Origin of the sequence: Chitinophaga sp. H8 (genome assembly GCF_040567655.1) — a bacterium.
In the GTDB taxonomy this organism is placed as follows: Bacteria; Bacteroidota; Bacteroidia; order Chitinophagales; family Chitinophagaceae; genus Chitinophaga; species Chitinophaga defluvii.
This window is the reverse complement of the sequence record NZ_JBEXAC010000003.1, coordinates 441,835-461,576: the sequence shown is the minus strand read 5'-3', so window position 1 is coordinate 461,576 and position 19,742 is coordinate 441,835. Positions and strand designations below refer to the sequence as shown.

Genomic DNA, 19,742 nt, shown 5'->3' with positions numbered 1-19,742 from the left:
GCTATATCTGTTGTTTAGTCCTGTATTCACGCGGGGAGCACTGATACTTTTTTTTGAACTCCCTGAAGAAGTAAGAGTGATTATTGAAGCCCACTTTGTAAGCAATTTCTGTGACCGTCATCTGCGAATGTTCCAGGTAGTACACCGCCTTCTGCATGCGGATGTGGCGTATAAATTCAGCGGGCGTCATATTGGCCAGCGACTTCAGTTTACGATACAGCTGTATCTTACTCATAGCCAACTGCTTTTCCAGGAAAGCAGCATCCAGGTCAATATCTTCCATGTGATCAATGATCACTTTCATCATGCTTTGCAGAAAAACTCTGTCTTCATCCGGTATATCTTCCTTAAAGATGGCGCTTCCTGGATCCTGCTGTTTCAGCAACTCGCGTATCTGCCGCCGGTATTCCAGCAACTTGCGTACACGGGTAAGCAGATAGCGGGTCTGGAAAGGTTTGGGGATGTAGGCATCTGCACCAGAGTCATACCCTTCTGTTTTCTCATCTACTGCCCCTTTGGCGCTCAACAAAATAACCGGGATATGGCAGGTCTCCGGCCTGTCTTTTAACTTTCTGCATAATGCAAGACCATCCAGCTCCGGCATCATTACATCACTGATAACAAGGTCCGGTAGATTAGCAGACAAGATCTCCAGCGCCTGCCGCCCGTTTTCCGCTTCATACACGATGTAGTGCTCCTGCAGGATGTCCCTGAGCAGATAACGGATGCCCTGCTCGTCATCAACAATCAGCACAGCAACAGGATCTTCTGTTTCCAATGTGTGTATCAATGCGCGTTTGTTATACTCCGTTACTGGTAATCCTGCATCTCCCACCGAACCATCCGTGATGGATTGCAGCAGGTAAGATGGTTTGACCGTTTCCGCTGCTTGCTGGTGGCCACTGCGCAATGGGACCTGCACCGTAAAAGTGATCCAGCTATCTTCCCGGCTAACGGTGATAGTACCTTCCAGCAATTCTATCAGCTGCCGGGTAAAGGTGAGCCCGATGCCGTGACTGTACTGCTCTCCTGCTTTATCATTTACCACAAAATAGTCGTCAAAGATGCGTTGCAACTGATAGTCACTAAGCTGGCATCCCGAATTAGTAACCTTCAACTCCAGCTGTTGCGCCGCTATCTGCCGTTGCACGCTAAAGGAAACTTCGTGCGCATATCCGGAGTGTTTGAATGCATTGGACAACAGGTTGAACACGATCTTTTCCAGCTTATCTTTATCGCTGTAACCTTCTATACCCGCTTCCACAGCAACAAGATAATGCCGGTTCTCCTGGATGCTCAATGGTTCAAACAATAAAGCGATGCCCGACAGTAATCCTGAAATATCAAAACAAGAGTAACTGGTTGCCAGATGACCTGCAGCAACTTTCCTGAAATCGAGCACCTGGTTCACCAGGTAAATGAGGCGGGAGGCCTGTTGTTGCACAATTGAAATAAAATGAATACTGTCTGACCGTACTTCTGTGCGCTGCCGCTCTTTATACAGGAACCTGTCTACTGAGCTGTTGATGAGCGTCAATGGTGTTTGCAGCTCGTGGGTGATATTGGTAAAGAAAGTCAGTTGTTCTTTGTGCAACAGATCGTCTTTCAGGCGGAGTTGTTTTTCCATCTCCAGCTGATGACGGATCTTCGTTTTATTTCGGCGGTATCTTGCAAACAGGTAACCGGCCATGCCGATAATAAGCAGATAACCCAGCAATGCGGGCCAGCGCAGCCAGAAGTATTGTTGCACCTGCAGTGTAAAAGCTGCTCCCTCCATCCATTTGCCTTCGCCGTTACTCCATTTTATTTTCAGTACATAAGTGCCAGGTTGTATGTTGTAATAGCTGATGTTGCCATTGTTACCTTCATAGTGCCAGACTTTGTCGTATCCCTCCAGGAACCAGGCGTACTCGGCTTTTTCAGCGCCGGAGAAATTGATAATCCTGGCTTTCATCTCAAAATAGTTATCCCCCGGCTTTACCTTGAGCTCCCTGGCAGAAGCAGCTCCCGGTTTTAATACGAAGAATGCATGCTGCATTTTTCCGGCGAGCCGGAGCTCTTTCAGCAGTAAGTTGAAAGGCGCATCACTACCTTCCAGGTTTTGTACCGGGAAATAATTGAATCCATAGATGCCTCCAAAAAACACCCATCCGTTATCATCATTCCAGACTGCACCATCGCAGAATTCGTTACACTGTAAACCATCTGTATCCTGGAAACGGCGAACTGACCTGGAAGAAGGATCAACATATACGAGGCCATTGTTGGTACTGGCCCATACATTCCCTTCCGGCGTACCGGTAATAGCGTGGATGGTGTTGCTGGGTAGGCCGTCATCACGATTTATTTTGTGAAATACAGGCTCCGCCAGTTTCCAATCCTGTTCATTCATCCAGTTAAGACCATAGCTGGTACCGATCCACAACCGGTCGTTGCCGTCTTCATACAAGGCCAGCACATCGTTGTGTGACAAACTTTCTTCATAGGTGAAGGCCTTGAAGGTTTTAAAGACGCCCGTCTTTTTATCAAACACATTCAATCCCCCGTAACGGCTCCCCACCCATAGGCGGTTATCATTGCCATGGGCAAGGGAATAGATAATATCATTAGGTGGTCCCGCAGCAGTACCATCGTAAAGATATTGCCGGTAATGCAGCAGTTTATATCCGCCGGCCGCAGTACGTCCCACGCGCAGGTTAACGAGGCCGGCACCATCTGTACCCAGCCACATAGTACCATCTGCATCGGGCAGTATGGCAAAAACAAAACGGAGATCTGCGCTTTGCCCCCCTTTTTCTACATCATTCCACTTCACGAATTTATTACGCGCCATATCATACAGGTTGATACCTTCCCCGTCAATACCGATGTACAGCAAACTATCGCGTCCTTTACAAATCGAATAGATCTTATTGTTGTCAATTTCCTGAGGCGCAGTGATCCGTTTACCGATCACGGGATTTCCGGGGTCTTTAAAGAAGGAGCGCAGGGTGATGATCCCGTTAGCTTTGGTACCTACCCAAAGGTCACCATTCACTTCACAGAATGCGCGCACCATCCGGAAATCACCGGGCAAATTGCCACCCTTCTGCGGCATTTCATAAAAGATCCGGTGGCTGGGAGCAATGCATTGCACACCGATACCATCTGTTCCGCACCAGAGTTTGCCACCTGCTACACAAAGGGCATCGATGGTTGTCTCTTTCAATGGGGCCATCACGGCATCCAGCGTATTGACGGGATCAAAATTACGGTCGTACACCTGGTATCCCTTCTGTGTATTCGCGAAGACAAAGAGCTTGTTAAAAACAATCATGTGCCGCACATTCGCTTTCAGCGTTGTTATGTATTCCGCTTCCAATCTGTCGTTAATACCATACAGCCTGCGCTGATCCGTTACCACGTATATCTTACCTTCTACCAGGAAATAATCATACACATACCCAAGCGACGAAGCAAAATTCTTTAGCCTGGTAAATCCTGTTGCAGCCGGGATGTATACATCCAGCCCCCCGTTATTGTCCATGATCCATAACCGGTCATTGCTATCTATCATTGGCTTCTGCACAATGTTACCAGCCTTTTCCAGCTTTATACCGGTAAACCGGTCATGCAGTGAATCATATTTTTCGAGCGCAGCTTTTTTCGAAAAGCAATACAAATCTCCCTTGCTGTTTTTCAGGATTCGAAAGTCTTTCTTCGTTACATTCTTAAAAGAGCTGTCTTTATAGAAATAATGACGAAAATCACCTGAAGCTTTGCTGTAACGCGACACCCCTTCAATCGTCACCACCCAGATGTTCCCGGCTTTATCTTCCATTACCTGCCTGATCACATTATTTCCGATACTATGCCCGATATCCTTGCTGTTATAGTTAAATACCTTGCACATGGAGCCATCAAACATATTCAGGCCATCCCAGGTGGCAATCCACATGAGATGGTCGCTATCCTCATACAAACACATGATGCTGCTGTTTGACAAACCGTTCCTGTGATCTATCTGCCGGAGGGTATAGCTATCCTTCCCCGGCAATGCGGGCAAGGATGGCTGTGCCTGCAGGGAGCAGCAGAGCAGGCAGCAGTAAGTGATCAGCAATTTGTACATAGGCATATGTTTTCGTAATATCCTATTAAAATACAACAGCATTATGGAACATTGATCTCCACTACCGGTGAATAATTGACCCTGCCGGAAGGATTGGCTGCTTTAGCGGCCACGCGCATAAAATATTTCTTCCCCGGTATGAGGGTGATCTTTTCGGTAATGGTCTTTCCCAGGTCCTCTTCTGTCAGTGCGCGTTGAGGACTGCTCAGCGATTCTTCGAAGCCGCCCTGGTTTGCGAGGCCCAGGTATTTCGTTTTGCCGGATACCAGTACCCGTGATAGTTCCGTAGCACCGTTGCCGCTATTGGCAGGGCGGGTTACCACATACTGTACAGTCAGCATGGATCCCGCAAGCTGGTGCGTGGCTGCTACCCGCAGAATGGGTGTTACCTTGAAATTGATCTCTACACGGCCACCAGCATCCAGTTTAAAGGTTTGCGGCGCAGGCTCCGCGAAAGCGCCTTCGATCGGCACTATTTCATAGTTGGCACCGGCATATCCAAATGCAAAGTTCCAGTTGAACTTACCATCCTGCATCCCCCAGAAAAAATCTGGCTGCACATTATTGCCATGGCTCAGCTCTGTCCATTTAAGCCGGAAACCGTTCGGTTGTTCGCTTTGGAAGGGCTCTCCTGTTTCTGCATCTGTTAGTGCGCCAAAGAAGCTGGCATTAGGCCCGTCATAGTTATCTCCTTTCTGGCAGGACGGCGCCAGGGTTATCCATACTAAACCGAAAAAAATATAAATCAGTCTGTTCATCTTTTTAGCATTTAATTAGTTATTGTAACCCATGTTCTGCACCAGCGCCGGGTTCTTGCGGATCTCATCGGATGGTATAGCGTTATAGTAATAGATAGGTTGATACACTTTTCCCTTTCCGGTATAGAATGTTTTAAACTTCCATTGTTTGGTAGGCTGGTCAAGGAATGGGCGGATCCCCCGTTCTCTGAAAGTGGTGCTCATTTTAGGCGTATAAACGCGCCACCTGCGCATCTGCCACAGATTCTGGTTCTCAAAAGCGAGCTCCACGATCCACTGGCGGCGCACTTCTTCACGGGTTACTTTGGCGGTTGTCAATGGCTGAAGGCCGGCCCGGTTGCGGATGCTGTTGATGTATGGCAGCGCCGCAGCAGCGTCGTTATTCTCTAAGGCTGCTTCCGCAGCGATCAACAGCACTTCGGCATAACGCATCACAATCCAGGGTTGTGAGCTTTCAACGGCAGCAGGTGAGTGCAGCTTTGTATCGTCCAGGTATTTTTTCAGGAGCATTCCTGTCTGGGTCTGATCATTCGCTCCCATGCCCCAGGCACCGCGGTAATTGATGTCTGTCAGCTCCGTACCCGCAGCATTTATTTCTCCGGCCTTGATGTCTAAATCGGTTACGGTCTGGTCAACAGACTGAAAGTCATCTCCCGGCATCATTACAGTAGCGGCTAAACGATAATCCCGGTCACGGAAAAAATCCCTGCGGTTAGGATAGCCCGCAGAATACTGGCCAGGCTGCGGAATGTTGGTAGTGCCGGGCCGGCCATCAAGATACTCATACAATTCCAGCAGGTCTACTGTAGGACATGCATTTCCTCCTTTAAAACGGCCCCAGGGCACATGCGTCATATCAAAGCTATGCGTATAATCGGGGTAGTTATAGTACTTCACGAAAATATCTTCGTTACCGGATTGAGGGTTCAGGAACATCTTGCGATAGCTTTCTGCTTGCACGAAGGGATCTGTACTTTCACTTCTCACAAGACTATACCCACCTTTACCGATCACTTCTTTCGTTGCGTTCCATGCAATGGTGTAATAGGCAGTGGCTTCCTGCCCGGGTATCCCCTGCAATTGTTTACCTGTTTTCTCATCCGTTTTCACGATCGTATTAAACCTGGCGATGCTGGCGGCGTAGAGCGCGCTCCGGGCTTTTAATGTAAACGCAACATAACGGTTCACCCGGCCATCGCCTATGGAGGGTGGCAACAGTTCAATAGCCGCATCCAGGTCTTTCAGTACAAAATCCCAGGTTTCCTTTTCGCTGTTGCGCGGTAGTTGTAAGGTGGGAATATCATCCGGTGAATTATAGTCCAGTACTTTATCCACCAAAGGTACGCCGCCATACCGTTTTGCCATCGCATAATAGCCCCAGGCACGCAATACCAGCGCCTCACCTTTCCAGGCTTTCACCTGTGTTTCATCAAATTTAGCCCCATATTTTTCGATGTTGGCGAGGAACTTATTGATGTTGCGGATAGCGCTGTAATTGAACCAGGAGTCCCCCATATCACCATTGCCGTTGATGTATTGTGAACCATATTCATTATTGGGTACGTGTAATGCATAACCAGTCAATGTTTCCTGTTCGCGTGCATTAAACGCCATATCGGCGGCACCGCCACCAAAAATAAAATCTTCAAACGGCGCTTCGCTGTACAAGCGGGCCAGGGCAGCCTGTACACCAGCAGATGTTTTAAATGCTTCCTCTTCTGTAACAATATCCGGCGGCGTGCGGTCCAGCACATCGCTGCAGGATACCATTGATAAAACAGCCATGCTTAGCAGGCAAAGTTTTTTTATACTGCGGATCATAATGTTCTCTTTTTAGAAAGTAATACTCAGGCCCAGGTTATAGTTGCGGGTTACAGGATAGATGTATCCCCAGGTAGTATCATCACCCTGGCCATTGCCCCAGTTAAGATTCGTGATGCCGGGATTCTCCGGATCTATGTGTTTCAGTCGCGTGAAAGTGAGCAGGTTGAAGCCGTTCACATAAATGCGGGCATTCTCCAGTCCCACCCGTTTAATAAGCCCGGCAGGCAGGTTATAGCCGATCTCCGCACTTTTCAAACGCAGGTAAGAAGCGTTCTGGATGGACCGGTCATCATCCCGCTCATTCGGTGTAAATCCGCTACGATAGCGATGCATAGCCCCTTCGATCCAGTTGCCGTTTTCATCCTGCCGCCAGCGGTCGTTATGAAATGCCAGCGATCCAGCAGCACCACCGAAAACATAAGGCGTTTTCAGGAACTCCATGAAATTCACGTACTTTTTGCCAGCGCCCATAAAGTGCAGGTTCACATCAATACCTTTCCAGGACAAATCCACCGTAAACCCATATTGTATTAAGGGAGCGCTGGTAACAACCATATCAGAAGATGGCATGATATCGTTTCCATCTACATAACCATCGCCATTCAGGTCCTTATGATGATAATCTCCGGGGGTGAACATGGAATTCTGGTAGGCACCTTCTTCATTCGGCAAGCTGAAGATGTCTGTTCCGGGTGTAATAAAACCCTCGTTCTGCATCGTCCACCAGGTGCCCTGCATACGGTTAGTAGGGTTACTCCGCCAGTTATCATAGGAGCTACGGGACGGTGCTCTTTCGGCATGCAGGGTTTTGCTGACGCTATACACAAAGTTGCCAGACAGGGAGTAGCGTAATGCACCAAGATGATGCGTGTGATTCACTTCAAAATCAAAACCGGCGGTCTGATCGCTGTTCAGGTTTTCATCCGGCAGTCCCACACCTGTAACACCGGGAATGGTCAGCACTCTTTTGGCAGGCAAACCGGTACGTACGCGGCGGAAATAATCGAAAGAGCCGCCCAGCAATCCTTTCCAGAAAGTAGCATCTACGCCGATATTCGTCATTTTATCTTTGTACCAGGTGAACAGTGGATTCACAGCACCCCGGTCGGTAAGGCCATTCACTTTCGTAGCACCGAAATAGTAAGCACCGGCAGGATAAACATACCCGCTAGCCCATTGGTACGCAGCCCCACGGTCATCGCCCAATACCCCATAAGACCCACGGAATTTCAGGTTATCCACAAAAGACAATGCGCTGGTATTTTTGAAGAACTTTTCTTCAGAAATGCGCCAGCCCAGGGCAGCAGAGGGAAATAATCCCCACCTGTTGCCAGCTGCATACTTGGACGAGCCACCATAGCGGAAACTGAATTCCACAATATATTTATCACTAAAATCATAATTCAAACGGCCTACCAAACCTTGCGAAGCATAGGCAGTAGGATAACCCGCACCGATCACCTGTGTTTTATCTGCCTCTCCCGCTGCCAGGTTATCCAATGAAGGCAACACCAACTGGCGCGCAGCAGCGAAACCTTCTGCCTGGGAAACAATCTGTTCGAACAGGAATAATCCCTTTACATGATGCCGTTGAAAAGTACGTTCATAGTCAAGCGATGCCTGGTAACCGGTTTGCGACGTATAGTCGTGATTCTGGGTGATCCTGTTCACGCTACCGAAAGGTATACGCCCTTTGTATTCGCCAGTCGCCTTATTGAAAGTGTACAACAGGTAAATGGGACTAAGGCCTTTATGCTCCATATTTGTACGCTGGTAATTGTACATGGCCCTAGCCTTCAAACCCTGAACAAAAGGCACTTCCCAGTTTAATGCAGCCTGTGCTTGCACCTGGTACTGGTTCCACTTGTGATAACCACCACCATTATCCTTATCCGTGTTCACTACAGGATTAAACTCTCCGCCAAGATCCGCCGGGTAAAGGGGGTTGTTGTTGGCATAGAGGGATGTAAGCACTTCTCCTGTCATGGGGTTCACCGGCCTGGTGGTCCACATCTGCTTCATCATATTCCAGGCGCCCTGATCCGGTGTATTTCTTTCATCAGCCATATACGCCGCCTTTACGTCAACTGACAAGCCATGGGCCAGCTTCGCACTGATATTGGAGCGGAAGTTATAGCGTTTATAATTCAGATCGCCGGAACGGTAGTTGCCCTGGTCGTTGAACAATGCGCCGGAAAGAAAATAAGTAACATCGTTGTTCTTACCGGTGTTGCCGGAAACATTCAGCTGGTGGTTCTGTTGCGGTGCAAAATCGCGCATGTAGGCATCCATCAGGTTTAAGCCGGGAGTATTTCTGAATTTTTCCAGCTGTTCTTTGGAAAATGGTTCCGGTTGCGGCACGTATTCGGAGCGGGCTACTTCGTTGATCATTTGGGCCCAGTCGTAAGCATTCATTGCCTCCGGGTATTTCCCCAGGCGCGTTAAGCCATAGCTGCCCTGGTATTGTATACGGGTTTTGCCATCAGCATTACCATTACGGGTAGTCACCAGTACCACCCCATTTCCTGCTTGTACGCCGTAAACGGCTGCTGAAGCGTCTTTCAGTACGCTAACAGATGCGATATCAGCAGCTGATAGGCGGTTGAAGGTATTCATATCACTCGTAACCCCATCTATCACAATCAGCGGAGCACCCAGCCCCCTGATATTAATGTGCGACTGGAAGGCCCCTGGCTCGCTGGAGTTAGTAGTGATCTTCACTCCTGCCAGTTTACCAGCCAGGTTCTGCTGGAGGTTACTGTTTGTAGAAGTATTGATTTGCCGGTTACCTATACTGGCAACTGCTCCGGTGAGGGTCGCTTTCCGCTGGGCTCCGTATCCCACCACCACCACCTGGTTCAGGGAAGTACCTTCTTCTTCCAGCGTCACATCCAGTTTTTGCCCGCCGGTGGTCCCTATTTCCTGTGAAGCGTAACCCAGGAAGGAAAATACCAGCCTGGTTCCAGGATCCACCGCAATGGTGTAGATACCTTTCTCATTTGTTTGTACACCTTTGCTGCTCCCTTTCACCATTACATTCACGCCGGGTAAGGGAGTACCTTGCTGATCGGCCACCTTGCCGCTGAGTGTAACAGTTTGTGCATGAGCGCTGGCGAAGAAAAGCGTTAGCCAGCAAAACAAGAGTGCCCGCATTAATATGCCGGAGCGTCGGGGGCATTTTTCATTCGTGGCTGCATAGCCCATTCCGGGGTATAGACCGGACAAGCATTTTTTTCTGATCATGGAAGACTCAATTTTTCATTACGTGGATAATCGAGTCGCAAATATATAATGTGGGGTCCTTCAGCTTGTATACTATTGTTTCAATTTTGTGCACTAGCCAATTTCCCAATACTGCATGGAGTTTGGGAGGAAAGAGAATTGGTATGTGCATACCCGCTCTCAAAAAACATACAGCCCTCCAGGGAGGGCCATACATTTTTTGTCTTTGAGAAACTGGCCTTTGGGTCAGCCCTTGTAAAATACGTAAGTGCATTGTTTAATTCCACTTCGCCACCTGCGAGAGCATTAGGTGGATGAATGTTATTAATCAACCTGCATTACCGGAAACGGATAAGGCTTCCTGGAGGTTATTATCCAGTACAAACTTATCCCGCTTTTGCTGGTAGTCTGTTACGAGGCTCGTTACCTGATCTGTACCGCTGGCAATGCTGTCATAGATAGCTGACAGTGATTTTTCCAGCTGTTGATCGCCCAGGTTAATATTATCTGCTTCTATCTGACCTATCTTTTTAACCAGTGATGCCTGTGAATTTTTAAGATCTTCCAGTTCCCGGAGGATTTTGTCCATTAACAATGCTTTGTCCTTCTTGTCCATAAGATGATCGTTTTAAAGTGAAATAAAAACGTGCTTCTCTCTATGGAACAAATAAGGTGCCAGCCAGGTTAGCAGATGACATAAAAAAGCCTGGCTCATAAGCGAGCCAGGCTTTCCTTTTGCATGCAATATTGTTGTTATTACTATTTTTTACGCTGTTGCTGCATTTCCTGCTGACGGCGTTGCATTTCTTCCAGTCTTTCTGTCCATTTTGATTTAGACACCGGCTTTTTCTTATTTTCCTGGATCTGTGCGTGGATCTTATCATGGTCAATGATAAAGGTCTGGATCACCCATTGCAGGAGGATACTGATCACATTGGACAGGAAGTAGTAGAAAGTTAAAGCCGCAGCCAGACGGTTAAAGATACCTAACAGCATGATGGGCATTACATAAGGCATGTATTTCATTACCGGGTTGCTCTGATCGGTCATACCACGGTTATAAAACGCCAGGATCAAGCTGGTGATAGTCATCAGGATGGTAAACAAGCTGACATGTGCCCCATAGAAAGGAACATCAAACGGCAGGTTCAGGATAGAATCGTAAGTAGACAAATCCTTGGCCCACAGGAAACTTTCCTGGCGTAGCTCAATAGAAGACGGGAAGAAGCTGTACATCGCTACCAGGATAGGTAACTGCAGCAATGCCGGCAAACATCCTCCCAGTGGGCTTACCCCTGCACTTTTAAACAGTTTCATTTGTTCTACCCCAAAAGCCTGCTGGTCATCACCATGTTTTGCCCGCAGCGCGTCAATTTCAGGCTTTAACACCTTCATCTTGGCCGCAGATACATAACTCTGATAAGTAAAAGGAGCTATCAGCAAACGGATAAAGACAGTCAGCAAAATGATGATCACACCATAGTTACTGATAAATCCGCTGAGGAAGTTAAATACCGGGATAATGATCCACTTGTTCACATACTTTACGAAAGCAAAGATACCGGAACCCAGCGGGATGATCTTTTCCAGCCCCATGTCGTAAGACTTCAGGGTTTTGTAGTGGTTGGGACCATACATGATTTCTATCGGGAAAGAAAAATCGTGTGCGCGGTTGTAAGGTATTTGCAGGGTAGAGAATGCCTGTCCTACGATATTGCCGCTGGTAGGTACCTTGGTGCTGATATCTGCACTGGCAAAATCCCCGTTTTTAGCAATAAAAGTAGTGTTGAAGAACTGTTGTTTTACGCTTACCCATTTCAGTTTGCCGCCTTCGAGCTTTTCATGGCTGGTACGGGAAAGGGTAAAGTAATCATGTTCACCATTTGCATAGCTGTAATGCACCTGGTTGTTCATTTGTTCGTTCTGCATATCCTGTTCCTGCTTGTCGCTCTGGCTGTTCCACTGCAGGGTCAGGAAATTCTGACCGGAAGGCAGTACATTTTCCAGGCCGATGGCGCGGATCGTATAATCTACGATATATCCCTTCGGTTTCAGCGTATATACAAATTCCAGGTATTGTGCCGGATTGGAAGTAGGCAGGCGATAGCTGATAGATTGGCTGCCATCAGTAAGTTTTTGTACCTGGCCACCTGTAAAGTAAAGATCGGCAGTATTTAAGGTATTATTATTAGCGGGCACCTGCAGGGAAATGCGGTTAAAAGAGCCTTTTACCAGCATTAATGGCGCTCCGTCAAATGTTTTAAAGTCTTTCAGCTGTACACTTTCCGGTTGTCCGCCTTTATTGCTCAGGGTGATTTTCACCACTTCATTTTCCAGTACAGCAGTTTGAGCAGTACCTAAAGCAGCATTTGCAAAAGCACCATATTGACCTGCCAGTTGCAGGGAATCAGGGGTACTGCCAGCTACTGCGGTGCTGCTACTTGTATCTACAACGGGTGTTTTAGGCTTATTCAGATTAGCGATGGAATCTTGCCGGGCTTTTTCGATGTTGGCATTCGTCTGCTGTTTCTGATTAAAAAATATGTATCCTACCAGCAAAACGCCTAACAGTAAAAACCCTATAACCGAATTTCTATCCATGAAATGCAATTAAAATTTAGGCAGCAAAGGTAAGCATGATTTATGATTTGAACAGCCTTTTTAGGCCAAAGGCATGTTAATAACGGTAAAATAGCGGTAAACAAAGGAGGCAGGCGGAAGATATAGGCTGGTTACCGCGTACCTGTAGCGGTTTACAATTGATTGCCAACAGGTTATCAGGATGTAAAAGTAAAAAGGCAGTTTACAGGGAGGAGCCGGATGAAAATGATTTCATGAGCTGCCTGCTGTAAACTGCCTGGTAATATTATCAGTACAGGACTATTCCTGGTGAGCTACTTTTTCTTCAGCTACCGGGGCCTTGTTGTTTTTATTTTCTGCGTATTGCTTCGCTGCTTTAATAAAAGATACGAATAATGGCGCCGGGCTTTCCACGGTGCTTTTCAGCTCCGGATGGAACTGGGATCCCACAAAGAAAGGATGTGCTGCTATTTCCACCATTTCTACCAGACCGCTGGCAGGGTTTTTACCTGAAGGTATTAAACCTGCCTGTTCAAACTGCTCCAGGTATTCGTTATTAAACTCATATCTATGACGGTGTCTTTCATTGATGGTAGCTGCATTATTATAAATCTCCGCAGCTTTCGTACCTGGTTTCAGTTCACAGGCATAAGACCCCAACCTCATGGTCCCCCCCTTTACGGTTACCTTCTTTTGTTCTTCCATCAGGTTGATCACCGGATGTGGGGTATCGGGGTTCATTTCTGTAGAATGTGCATCTTTCCAGCCCAATACATTACGGGCATATTCCACTACGCACATCTGCATACCCAGACAAATACCAAAGAACGGCAGATGATTTTCGCGGGCATACTGGATAGCGGTGATCTTGCCTTCAATACCACGATGACCAAAGCCAGGTGCTACCAGCAAGCCGTCCAGGTTTTTGAGCTTTTCACAAACATTCTCCGGTGTAATGTGTTCAGAGTGGATGTTTTGTACCACTACTTTACATTCATTCAATGCACCGGCGTGTATAAAAGATTCCAGGATAGACTTATAAGCATCCTGTAATTCTACATATTTACCAATAAGACCAATAGTTACTTTGGACTTAGGATATTTCAGTTTGTCGAGGAATTCGCGCCATTTTACCAGTTCCGGTTCTTTTTCTACCGGCAGGCCCAGTTTTTTCAAACAGGTAACATCCAGTTTCTCCCGCATCATTTCCAGTGGAACTTCATAGATCGTTCCTACGTCATTGGCCTCAATCACGGCTTCTACCTGTACATTACAGAACAGGGCAATTTTCTTTTTCAGATCGCGGTACAGCGGTTCTTCCGTACGGCATACGATGATATCCGGATGTACACCATATTCGCTCAGTAAACGTACAGAGTGCTGGGTAGGCTTTGTTTTCAGCTCTTTTGCCGCTCTCAGGTAAGGGATCAGTGTAAGATGTACCACCAGGCAATCCTCTTCACCCAGTTCCCATTGTAATTGACGAACCGCCTCGATATAAGGCAGGGATTCGATATCCCCCACTGTACCCCCCAGCTCGGTAATCACGATATCATATTTACCGTCTTTGCCCAGCAACAGGATACGGCGTTTGATTTCGTCGGTGATATGCGGGATTACCTGTACGGTTTTGCCCAGGTAAGCACCTTCACGCTCCTTATTAATAACGGTTTGATAAATGCGGCCGGTAGTCACATTATTTGCCTGCGATGTAGGCGTGTTCAGGAATCGCTCATAATGACCCAAATCCAGGTCGGTTTCTGCACCATCTTCGGTTACGTAACATTCCCCATGCTCATAAGGGTTTAATGTACCTGGATCCACATTGATATACGGATCAAACTTCTGAATAGTCACCCTTAAGCCACGAGCCTGCAATAGTTTTGCCAGCGAAGCAGCTATAATTCCTTTACCCAAAGAGGAAGTAACACCCCCCGTAACGAAGATATATTTTGCCATAAAAACTAAAATTCTGCTAAATACCTGACCTATTTATGAGGAAGTGCCGGACTGCTTTTGGTGTTTCCTGTCAAGTAAATTACTTCCGAAGGTCATGCAAAGTTACAATAATTTGCCTCCCACCCAAGTAAGTTTTTCACACAAGCTTTTGCCCTTCTCCCGAAACCAGCTACCACAAAGGGTTTGACATTCCCCATTTTGTGTATAAATTGTAACGGCATTATCCTGAGATGCAGTATTCCTGTGCTCCCGGAGGGCGCCCCTTTTGCTATTCGCCGCTGTCCGGACGGATTTCTCATTACATTGGCGTAAATTTGCGGCCGAAATACCTTATATAATGATATTAGCGCCCAAGCGAGCACAAGATTCACTGATCCAGATGACAGAACTGGTTCTTCCCAATGACACCAATACTTTTGGTAACCTGATGGGGGGCCGTTTAATGTACTGGATGGATATTGCGGCGGCACTGGCCTGCATGAAACACTGCAGCGCACCGGTTGTAACTGCCTCTGTAGATAATATTTCATTTGAAAATCCTATCCGGCTGGGCAACGTAGTACATATCGAGTCCAAAGTAAGCCGTGCATTCAATACTTCCATGGAAGTGCACATGCGGGTGTGGGGAGAAGATCCCGTACAACAATACCGCTACAAATCCAATGAAGCCTTCATGACTTTTGTAGCCCTGGATCCTAATGGTAATTCCAGACCGGTACCTCCCATTTTAACTGACACGGAAGAAGAAAAAAAATTATTTGACGGCGCCCTGCGCAGAAGACAATTAAGGTTGATCCTGGGTGGCAAGATGAAACCTGAGGACGCCGAAGAACTGAAGGCATTGTTTTTTGAGGCAACGAAAGGATAGCACTATTAGCTATTAGCTGTTAGCTATTAGCTTAAATGCAGCGAATGTTTAGTGAAACATTCGCTGTTTTTGGCTAAAGGGCAATTCCTTTCAACAAAATTCATTCTTCGCTGCATTGGGCTAAAAGCTAACAGCCAACAGCTAATCGCTATTTCTCTCCCTCCCATTCCCTATAAAATCTATCCAGGAATACTTCCATAAACTGATGCCTTTCTTCCGCCATCGCCTTCCCGGTAGCAGTGTTCATACGGTCTTTCAACAGCAGTAATTTTTCGTAAAAGTGATTGATGGTAGGGGTAGTGCTATTTTTATATGCTTCTTTCGTCATATGCAGATCCGGTACAATCGCAGGGTCGTGTAAAGCCCTGTTTTTAAATCCGCCATAATTAAAGGCACGGGCAATACCAATAGCACCTATCGCATCCAGCCGGTCAGCATCCTGTACTACGCCCAGCTCGGCAGAGTAAAAGGTACGGGCATTATTCCCCCCTTTAAACGAGATATGACGGATAATATTTACGACGTGCTCCATTATTTCCGCAGGTATCTGGAGCTGCTGCATAAATGCCGCTGCCTTTGCCGGTCCGATATTTTCATCTCCCTCGTGAAACTTGGAGTCTGCAATATCATGCAGTAAAGCGCCTAATTCTACCACCAGCATATTGACGCTTTCGGTAGCGCCAATATGTTTTGCCGATTGCCATACCCGGTATATATGCCACCAGTCGTGTCCTCCCTCTGCGCCCGCCAGTTCCTGTTTTACATAGGCTACGGTAGCATCAATAAGCTGATCCTGTAATTCCATAAAATAAATTAGAATAGGTGCAAATATAATGGCTGCACAATTAGCCGGAGCGGGTTAATCTTCTTTAGGGGTTTCCTCTGCTGCAGGAGCTACTAATACTTCGGTGATTTTATTCAGTTCTTTTACCTTGGCAGCAAAATCACCTTTCAGCTTATCCCGGATGATATGCAGTTTATTCAGCACCTCGTCCAGGGTATTGGGGATGGCTTCCTGTAAAACCTGTTTCAGGCGTTTGGCCACCGTAGGTGATTTGCCATTGGTAGAGATGGCTATTTTCAGATTTCCTTTCTGCACAACGGAGCCCAGGTAAAAATCGCAAAGCTCTGGCGTATCTGCCACATTGATCAATACTTTGCTGGCCTTCGCCTTTTCCCAAATGCAGGTATTGAGCGCCCGGTCGTTTGTGGCGGCTATTACCAGGTCTTTACCCAGCAGGTCGCCGCAGGAAAAGGGTTTTTCTATGAGGGTGATATTATGGAAGGTTTTAGCCAGCTGTTCCAGTTCAGGCAGAAAAGTGATTGCCACCACTGTAATATTACCCTCCGGGCAATTTTGCAGCATGGCATTCACTTTTTCATGCCCGATATTACCACCACCTACCACCAATACCTGCAGGCGGTTAAGTTTAAAGAATACCGGAAACAGATGATTTTCTTCCATATTATATTATACAGCCAGTTTTAAATCAGCCGCAATTTGTGTTTGTAAGTGCTGGAACGCTTCATGGAACCGTACCACTTCTCCAATAACAATAATTGCAGGGTTGCGCAGGTGATTTTTTTCCGCGATCAGTTCCAGATCAGCCACATTACCCAGCCCCAACCGCTGCGTAGGCAGGGTACCATTCTGGATAATAGCAGCAGGCGTATTTCCTTTCCCCTGTGCTGCATAAGCCGCTGTGATATCTGCCAGCTTACTCATTCCCATCAGTATTACCACAGTAGTATTGGCCTGGATGGCAAATTGCAGGTCGCGGGACAGGTTACCTTTTTGTGTAGTACCTGTAATTACCCAGAAACCTTCACTTACATTACGTGCAGTTACCGGAATCTGACTCATACCAGGTACCGCAATAGCGCTGGTGATACCAGGCACTACTTCCGCAGCGATATCAAACTGACGGGCGTAGGCAATTTCTTCCTGTCCACGGCCAAACACAAAGGAGTCGCCCCCTTTCAGCCTCACCACACTACCGTAAGCAAGTGCATATTGCACAATCATGTGGTTTATTTCGTCCTGTGAATATACGTGCATTCCGGCACGTTTTCCCACATAACGTTTTAAACAGCTGGCCGACGCATGCTCCAGCAATTCATTGTTAGACAAAGCATCATATAAAATAACCTTTGCTTCCTGAATTGCTTTCAACCCTTTTACCGTGATTAATTCCGGATCCCCAGGTCCCGCGCCTACCAATGTTATTTTCGGTTTTATATCCTGCATGATGTGTGTTTAATTTGAATGGTCGATAATTGAATAAAATGAATACCTGATAAATATTGCAGCTTATGCATTTACTGCTGCCGCCTGCCGGTATTCCTGTGCCTCATTGTAGAATACTTTTGCCTGATCAAAATACTGACGGGCAAAACTTTCCGTAGGCTCATGTTCGTTAATCTGCAGTACCTGTGATTTGAAACCTCCGGTAGCCAGCTTACCTGCTTCCACAAAGTGTTTTTCAAAATCATTCATGATACCATGCTGTGTATTACAGCTTACCCCTTCTCCCAGCAACAGTGCTTTGGCGCCTTGTATGTAAGAAGTATAAGCATGATAGATACCATCTGCATAAGCACCGTTTGCTATTGCTTCTGCACTCAGGTCCAGTTTTTCTTCTGCTTCGTAGAGCAAGGTAGCTACCAGATCAATCACTACACCAGCACACTCACCCACACCAATAGCAGTAGCATAATCTTCTGCCTTACCCCAGTCTACGAAATCCAGGTCCTGTAAATTGGTCAGATCAGCTAATGGTTTCAGCAAAGCATAAAAATATTTTTCCCCCTGACGGTCATAATAATCGTTGAATAATTCGTTTTCCTGTCCGTTGATTTCATAGTCATGCAGCAGGGAGCGTAATACATCCGGACCTCTCTTGCTGGGGACTTTGATCACCTTATCGGCTACACGGCCCAGGCCATCCCCCAGGATGCCACCGCCCAGTAATACCTGCAATGCCGGTAATACTTTGCCACCGCTTTTCATAGAGCTGCCATGAAAACCAATGCTGGCAATACCATGCTGGCCGCAGGAGTTCATACACCCGCTGATCTTTATTTTGATGTCTTTATTGTAGATCAGATCCGGGAATTCTTCTGTAATAATATTTTCCAGTACCTCTGCAATACCTGTGCTGCTGGAGATTCCCAGGTTACAGGTATCTGTACCGGGGCATGCGGTAATATCGGCAATGCTGTCAAAGCCAGGTTCGGCAAAACCTACTGTTTCCAGTACACTGTATACATATGGCAGATGCTCCGGCAGGATGTATTTGAACAGCAGGCCCTGGTTGGCCGTTACGCGCACATCATCCGCAATTACGTTTGCCAATGCATCGATCATCTGACGCGCAGCATTTGTACTCACATCACCCAGGGTTACTTTTACATAAGCGCCATAATATCCTTCCTGCTTTTGCTGGAAAGTATTGGTGATCTTCCAGGCTTCGTACTTCTTCGGGTCCTTAATAGTATAAGCTGGCAGCACTGCACCGGGCGCCGGTAATACGGGCGCATCCCACACCGCAGTATCTACTTTTACCTGTTTTACCTTTACGGCTTTATACTCTTCCTTTACCAGGCGTTCAAACTCTTCTATGCCTATTTTCTGAATCAGGAATTTCATACGTGCTTTATTCCTGCTGGTTCTTTCCCCATACCGGTCAAATACACGCAGTACATTTTCTATGTAAGGAATCAGACGGTCTTCTTCCAGGAATTCAAAGGCCACATAAGCCAATGCAGGCTGTGCACCTAATCCGCCTCCTACCATCACTTTAAAACCACGTACCTGTACTCCATTTACTTCTCTTACTTTGGGAATTACACCTACATCATGCATAAAAGACCAGGCTGAATCTGCTTCACTGGAAGAAAAGGCTATCTTGAATTTGCGGCCCATGTCCTGGCAAACCGGATTCCGTAAGAAATAACGGAAAGCAGCATCTGCGTATGGCACCACATCAAAAGGTTCATTAGGGTCTATACCTGCTTTATCAGAAGCAGTGATATTACGCACCGTATTACCACAGGCTTCCCGGATAGTAACCCCATCCTGTTCCAGCTTGGACCACATTTCCGGTGTTCTGTCCAGGCTTACATAGTGTATCTGGATATCCTGGCGGGTGGTAAGGTGCAGGTTACGGATTGCATATTCATCAGAAATATCCGATATACGCCTCCATTGCTGCAGGGTCATTTTACCATAAGGCAGTTTAATACGCACCATCTGCACACCAGGCTGGCGCTGCCCGTATATGCCCCTGGCCAATCGCAGACTACGGAACTTTTCATCAGGTACTTTACCTTCGCGAAACAAACGTATTTTCTTCTCCAGGTCTATGATATCCCGCGCTACAATTGGATTTTCCAGTTCGGTTCTGAAACTTTGCATGATAAA

Annotated in this window: 12 protein-coding genes; 1 reads left to right on the top strand and 11 read right to left on the bottom strand. The window is 46.9% G+C overall.

The window, feature by feature from the left end:
• Position 1: 1 nt before the first annotated feature.
• The 7 genes from ABR189_RS28690 to pyrG all read right to left on the bottom strand — a co-directional run bounded on the left by ABR189_RS28690 (position 2) and on the right by pyrG (position 14,451).
• Positions 2–4,108, bottom strand: a complete 4,107-nt coding sequence (locus ABR189_RS28690) for a hybrid sensor histidine kinase/response regulator transcription factor (RefSeq protein WP_354663963.1) — start codon at positions 4,106–4,108, stop codon at positions 2–4.
• A gap of 41 nt (positions 4,109–4,149) precedes the next feature.
• Positions 4,150–4,866 carry a DUF3823 domain-containing protein gene (locus tag ABR189_RS28685; RefSeq protein ID WP_354663962.1) on the bottom strand — a complete coding sequence of 239 codons (717 nt, stop codon included), beginning with the start codon at positions 4,864–4,866 and terminating at the stop codon, positions 4,150–4,152.
• 15 nt (positions 4,867–4,881) lie between these two features.
• The gene (locus ABR189_RS28680) at positions 4,882–6,651 is read right to left on the bottom strand and encodes a RagB/SusD family nutrient uptake outer membrane protein (protein WP_354663961.1); all 1,770 of its coding nucleotides are present in this window, start codon (positions 6,649–6,651) and stop codon (positions 4,882–4,884) included.
• Positions 6,652–6,699: 48 nt separating this feature from the next.
• Positions 6,700–9,933, bottom strand: coding sequence for a SusC/RagA family TonB-linked outer membrane protein (locus tag ABR189_RS28675; protein WP_354663960.1), 3,234 nt, complete (start codon positions 9,931–9,933; stop codon positions 6,700–6,702).
• Positions 9,934–10,240: 307 nt separating this feature from the next.
• Entirely contained in the window at positions 10,241–10,528 is a 288-nt protein-coding gene (locus tag ABR189_RS28670) for a hypothetical protein (RefSeq protein WP_354663959.1), read from the bottom strand.
• A gap of 143 nt (positions 10,529–10,671) precedes the next feature.
• Complete coding sequence (yidC, locus tag ABR189_RS28665; RefSeq protein ID WP_354663958.1) at positions 10,672–12,513, bottom strand: membrane protein insertase YidC; 1,842 nt, start codon at positions 12,511–12,513, stop codon at positions 10,672–10,674.
• A gap of 279 nt (positions 12,514–12,792) precedes the next feature.
• Positions 12,793–14,451, bottom strand: coding sequence for a CTP synthase (pyrG, locus tag ABR189_RS28660; RefSeq protein ID WP_354663957.1), 1,659 nt, complete (start codon positions 14,449–14,451; stop codon positions 12,793–12,795).
• 379 nt (positions 14,452–14,830) lie between these two features.
• On the opposite strand from pyrG, the gene ABR189_RS28655 reads away from it, so the two are divergent.
• On the top strand, positions 14,831–15,319 hold the full coding sequence (locus tag ABR189_RS28655) for an acyl-CoA thioesterase (RefSeq protein ID WP_354663956.1): 489 nt from the start codon (positions 14,831–14,833) through the stop codon (positions 15,317–15,319).
• Positions 15,320–15,467: 148 nt separating this feature from the next.
• Here the strand turns inward: ABR189_RS28655 and ABR189_RS28650 are convergent, their stop codons facing one another.
• From ABR189_RS28650 to ABR189_RS28635, 4 genes are all read right to left on the bottom strand, one after another.
• On the bottom strand, positions 15,468–16,124 hold the full coding sequence (locus ABR189_RS28650; protein ID WP_354663955.1) for an HD domain-containing protein: 657 nt from the start codon (positions 16,122–16,124) through the stop codon (positions 15,468–15,470).
• 54 nt (positions 16,125–16,178) lie between these two features.
• The gene (locus tag ABR189_RS28645; RefSeq protein WP_354663954.1) at positions 16,179–16,784 is read right to left on the bottom strand and encodes a precorrin-2 dehydrogenase/sirohydrochlorin ferrochelatase family protein; all 606 of its coding nucleotides are present in this window, start codon (positions 16,782–16,784) and stop codon (positions 16,179–16,181) included.
• A gap of 6 nt (positions 16,785–16,790) precedes the next feature.
• Positions 16,791–17,567, bottom strand: coding sequence for a uroporphyrinogen-III C-methyltransferase (gene cobA / locus ABR189_RS28640; protein ID WP_354663953.1), 777 nt, complete (start codon positions 17,565–17,567; stop codon positions 16,791–16,793).
• 63 nt (positions 17,568–17,630) lie between these two features.
• Positions 17,631–19,736 (bottom strand): ferredoxin-like domain-containing protein, encoded by a 2,106-nt coding sequence (locus ABR189_RS28635; protein WP_354663952.1) that lies wholly within the window; start codon positions 19,734–19,736, stop codon positions 17,631–17,633.
• Between the last annotated feature and the right edge of the window lie 6 nt (positions 19,737–19,742).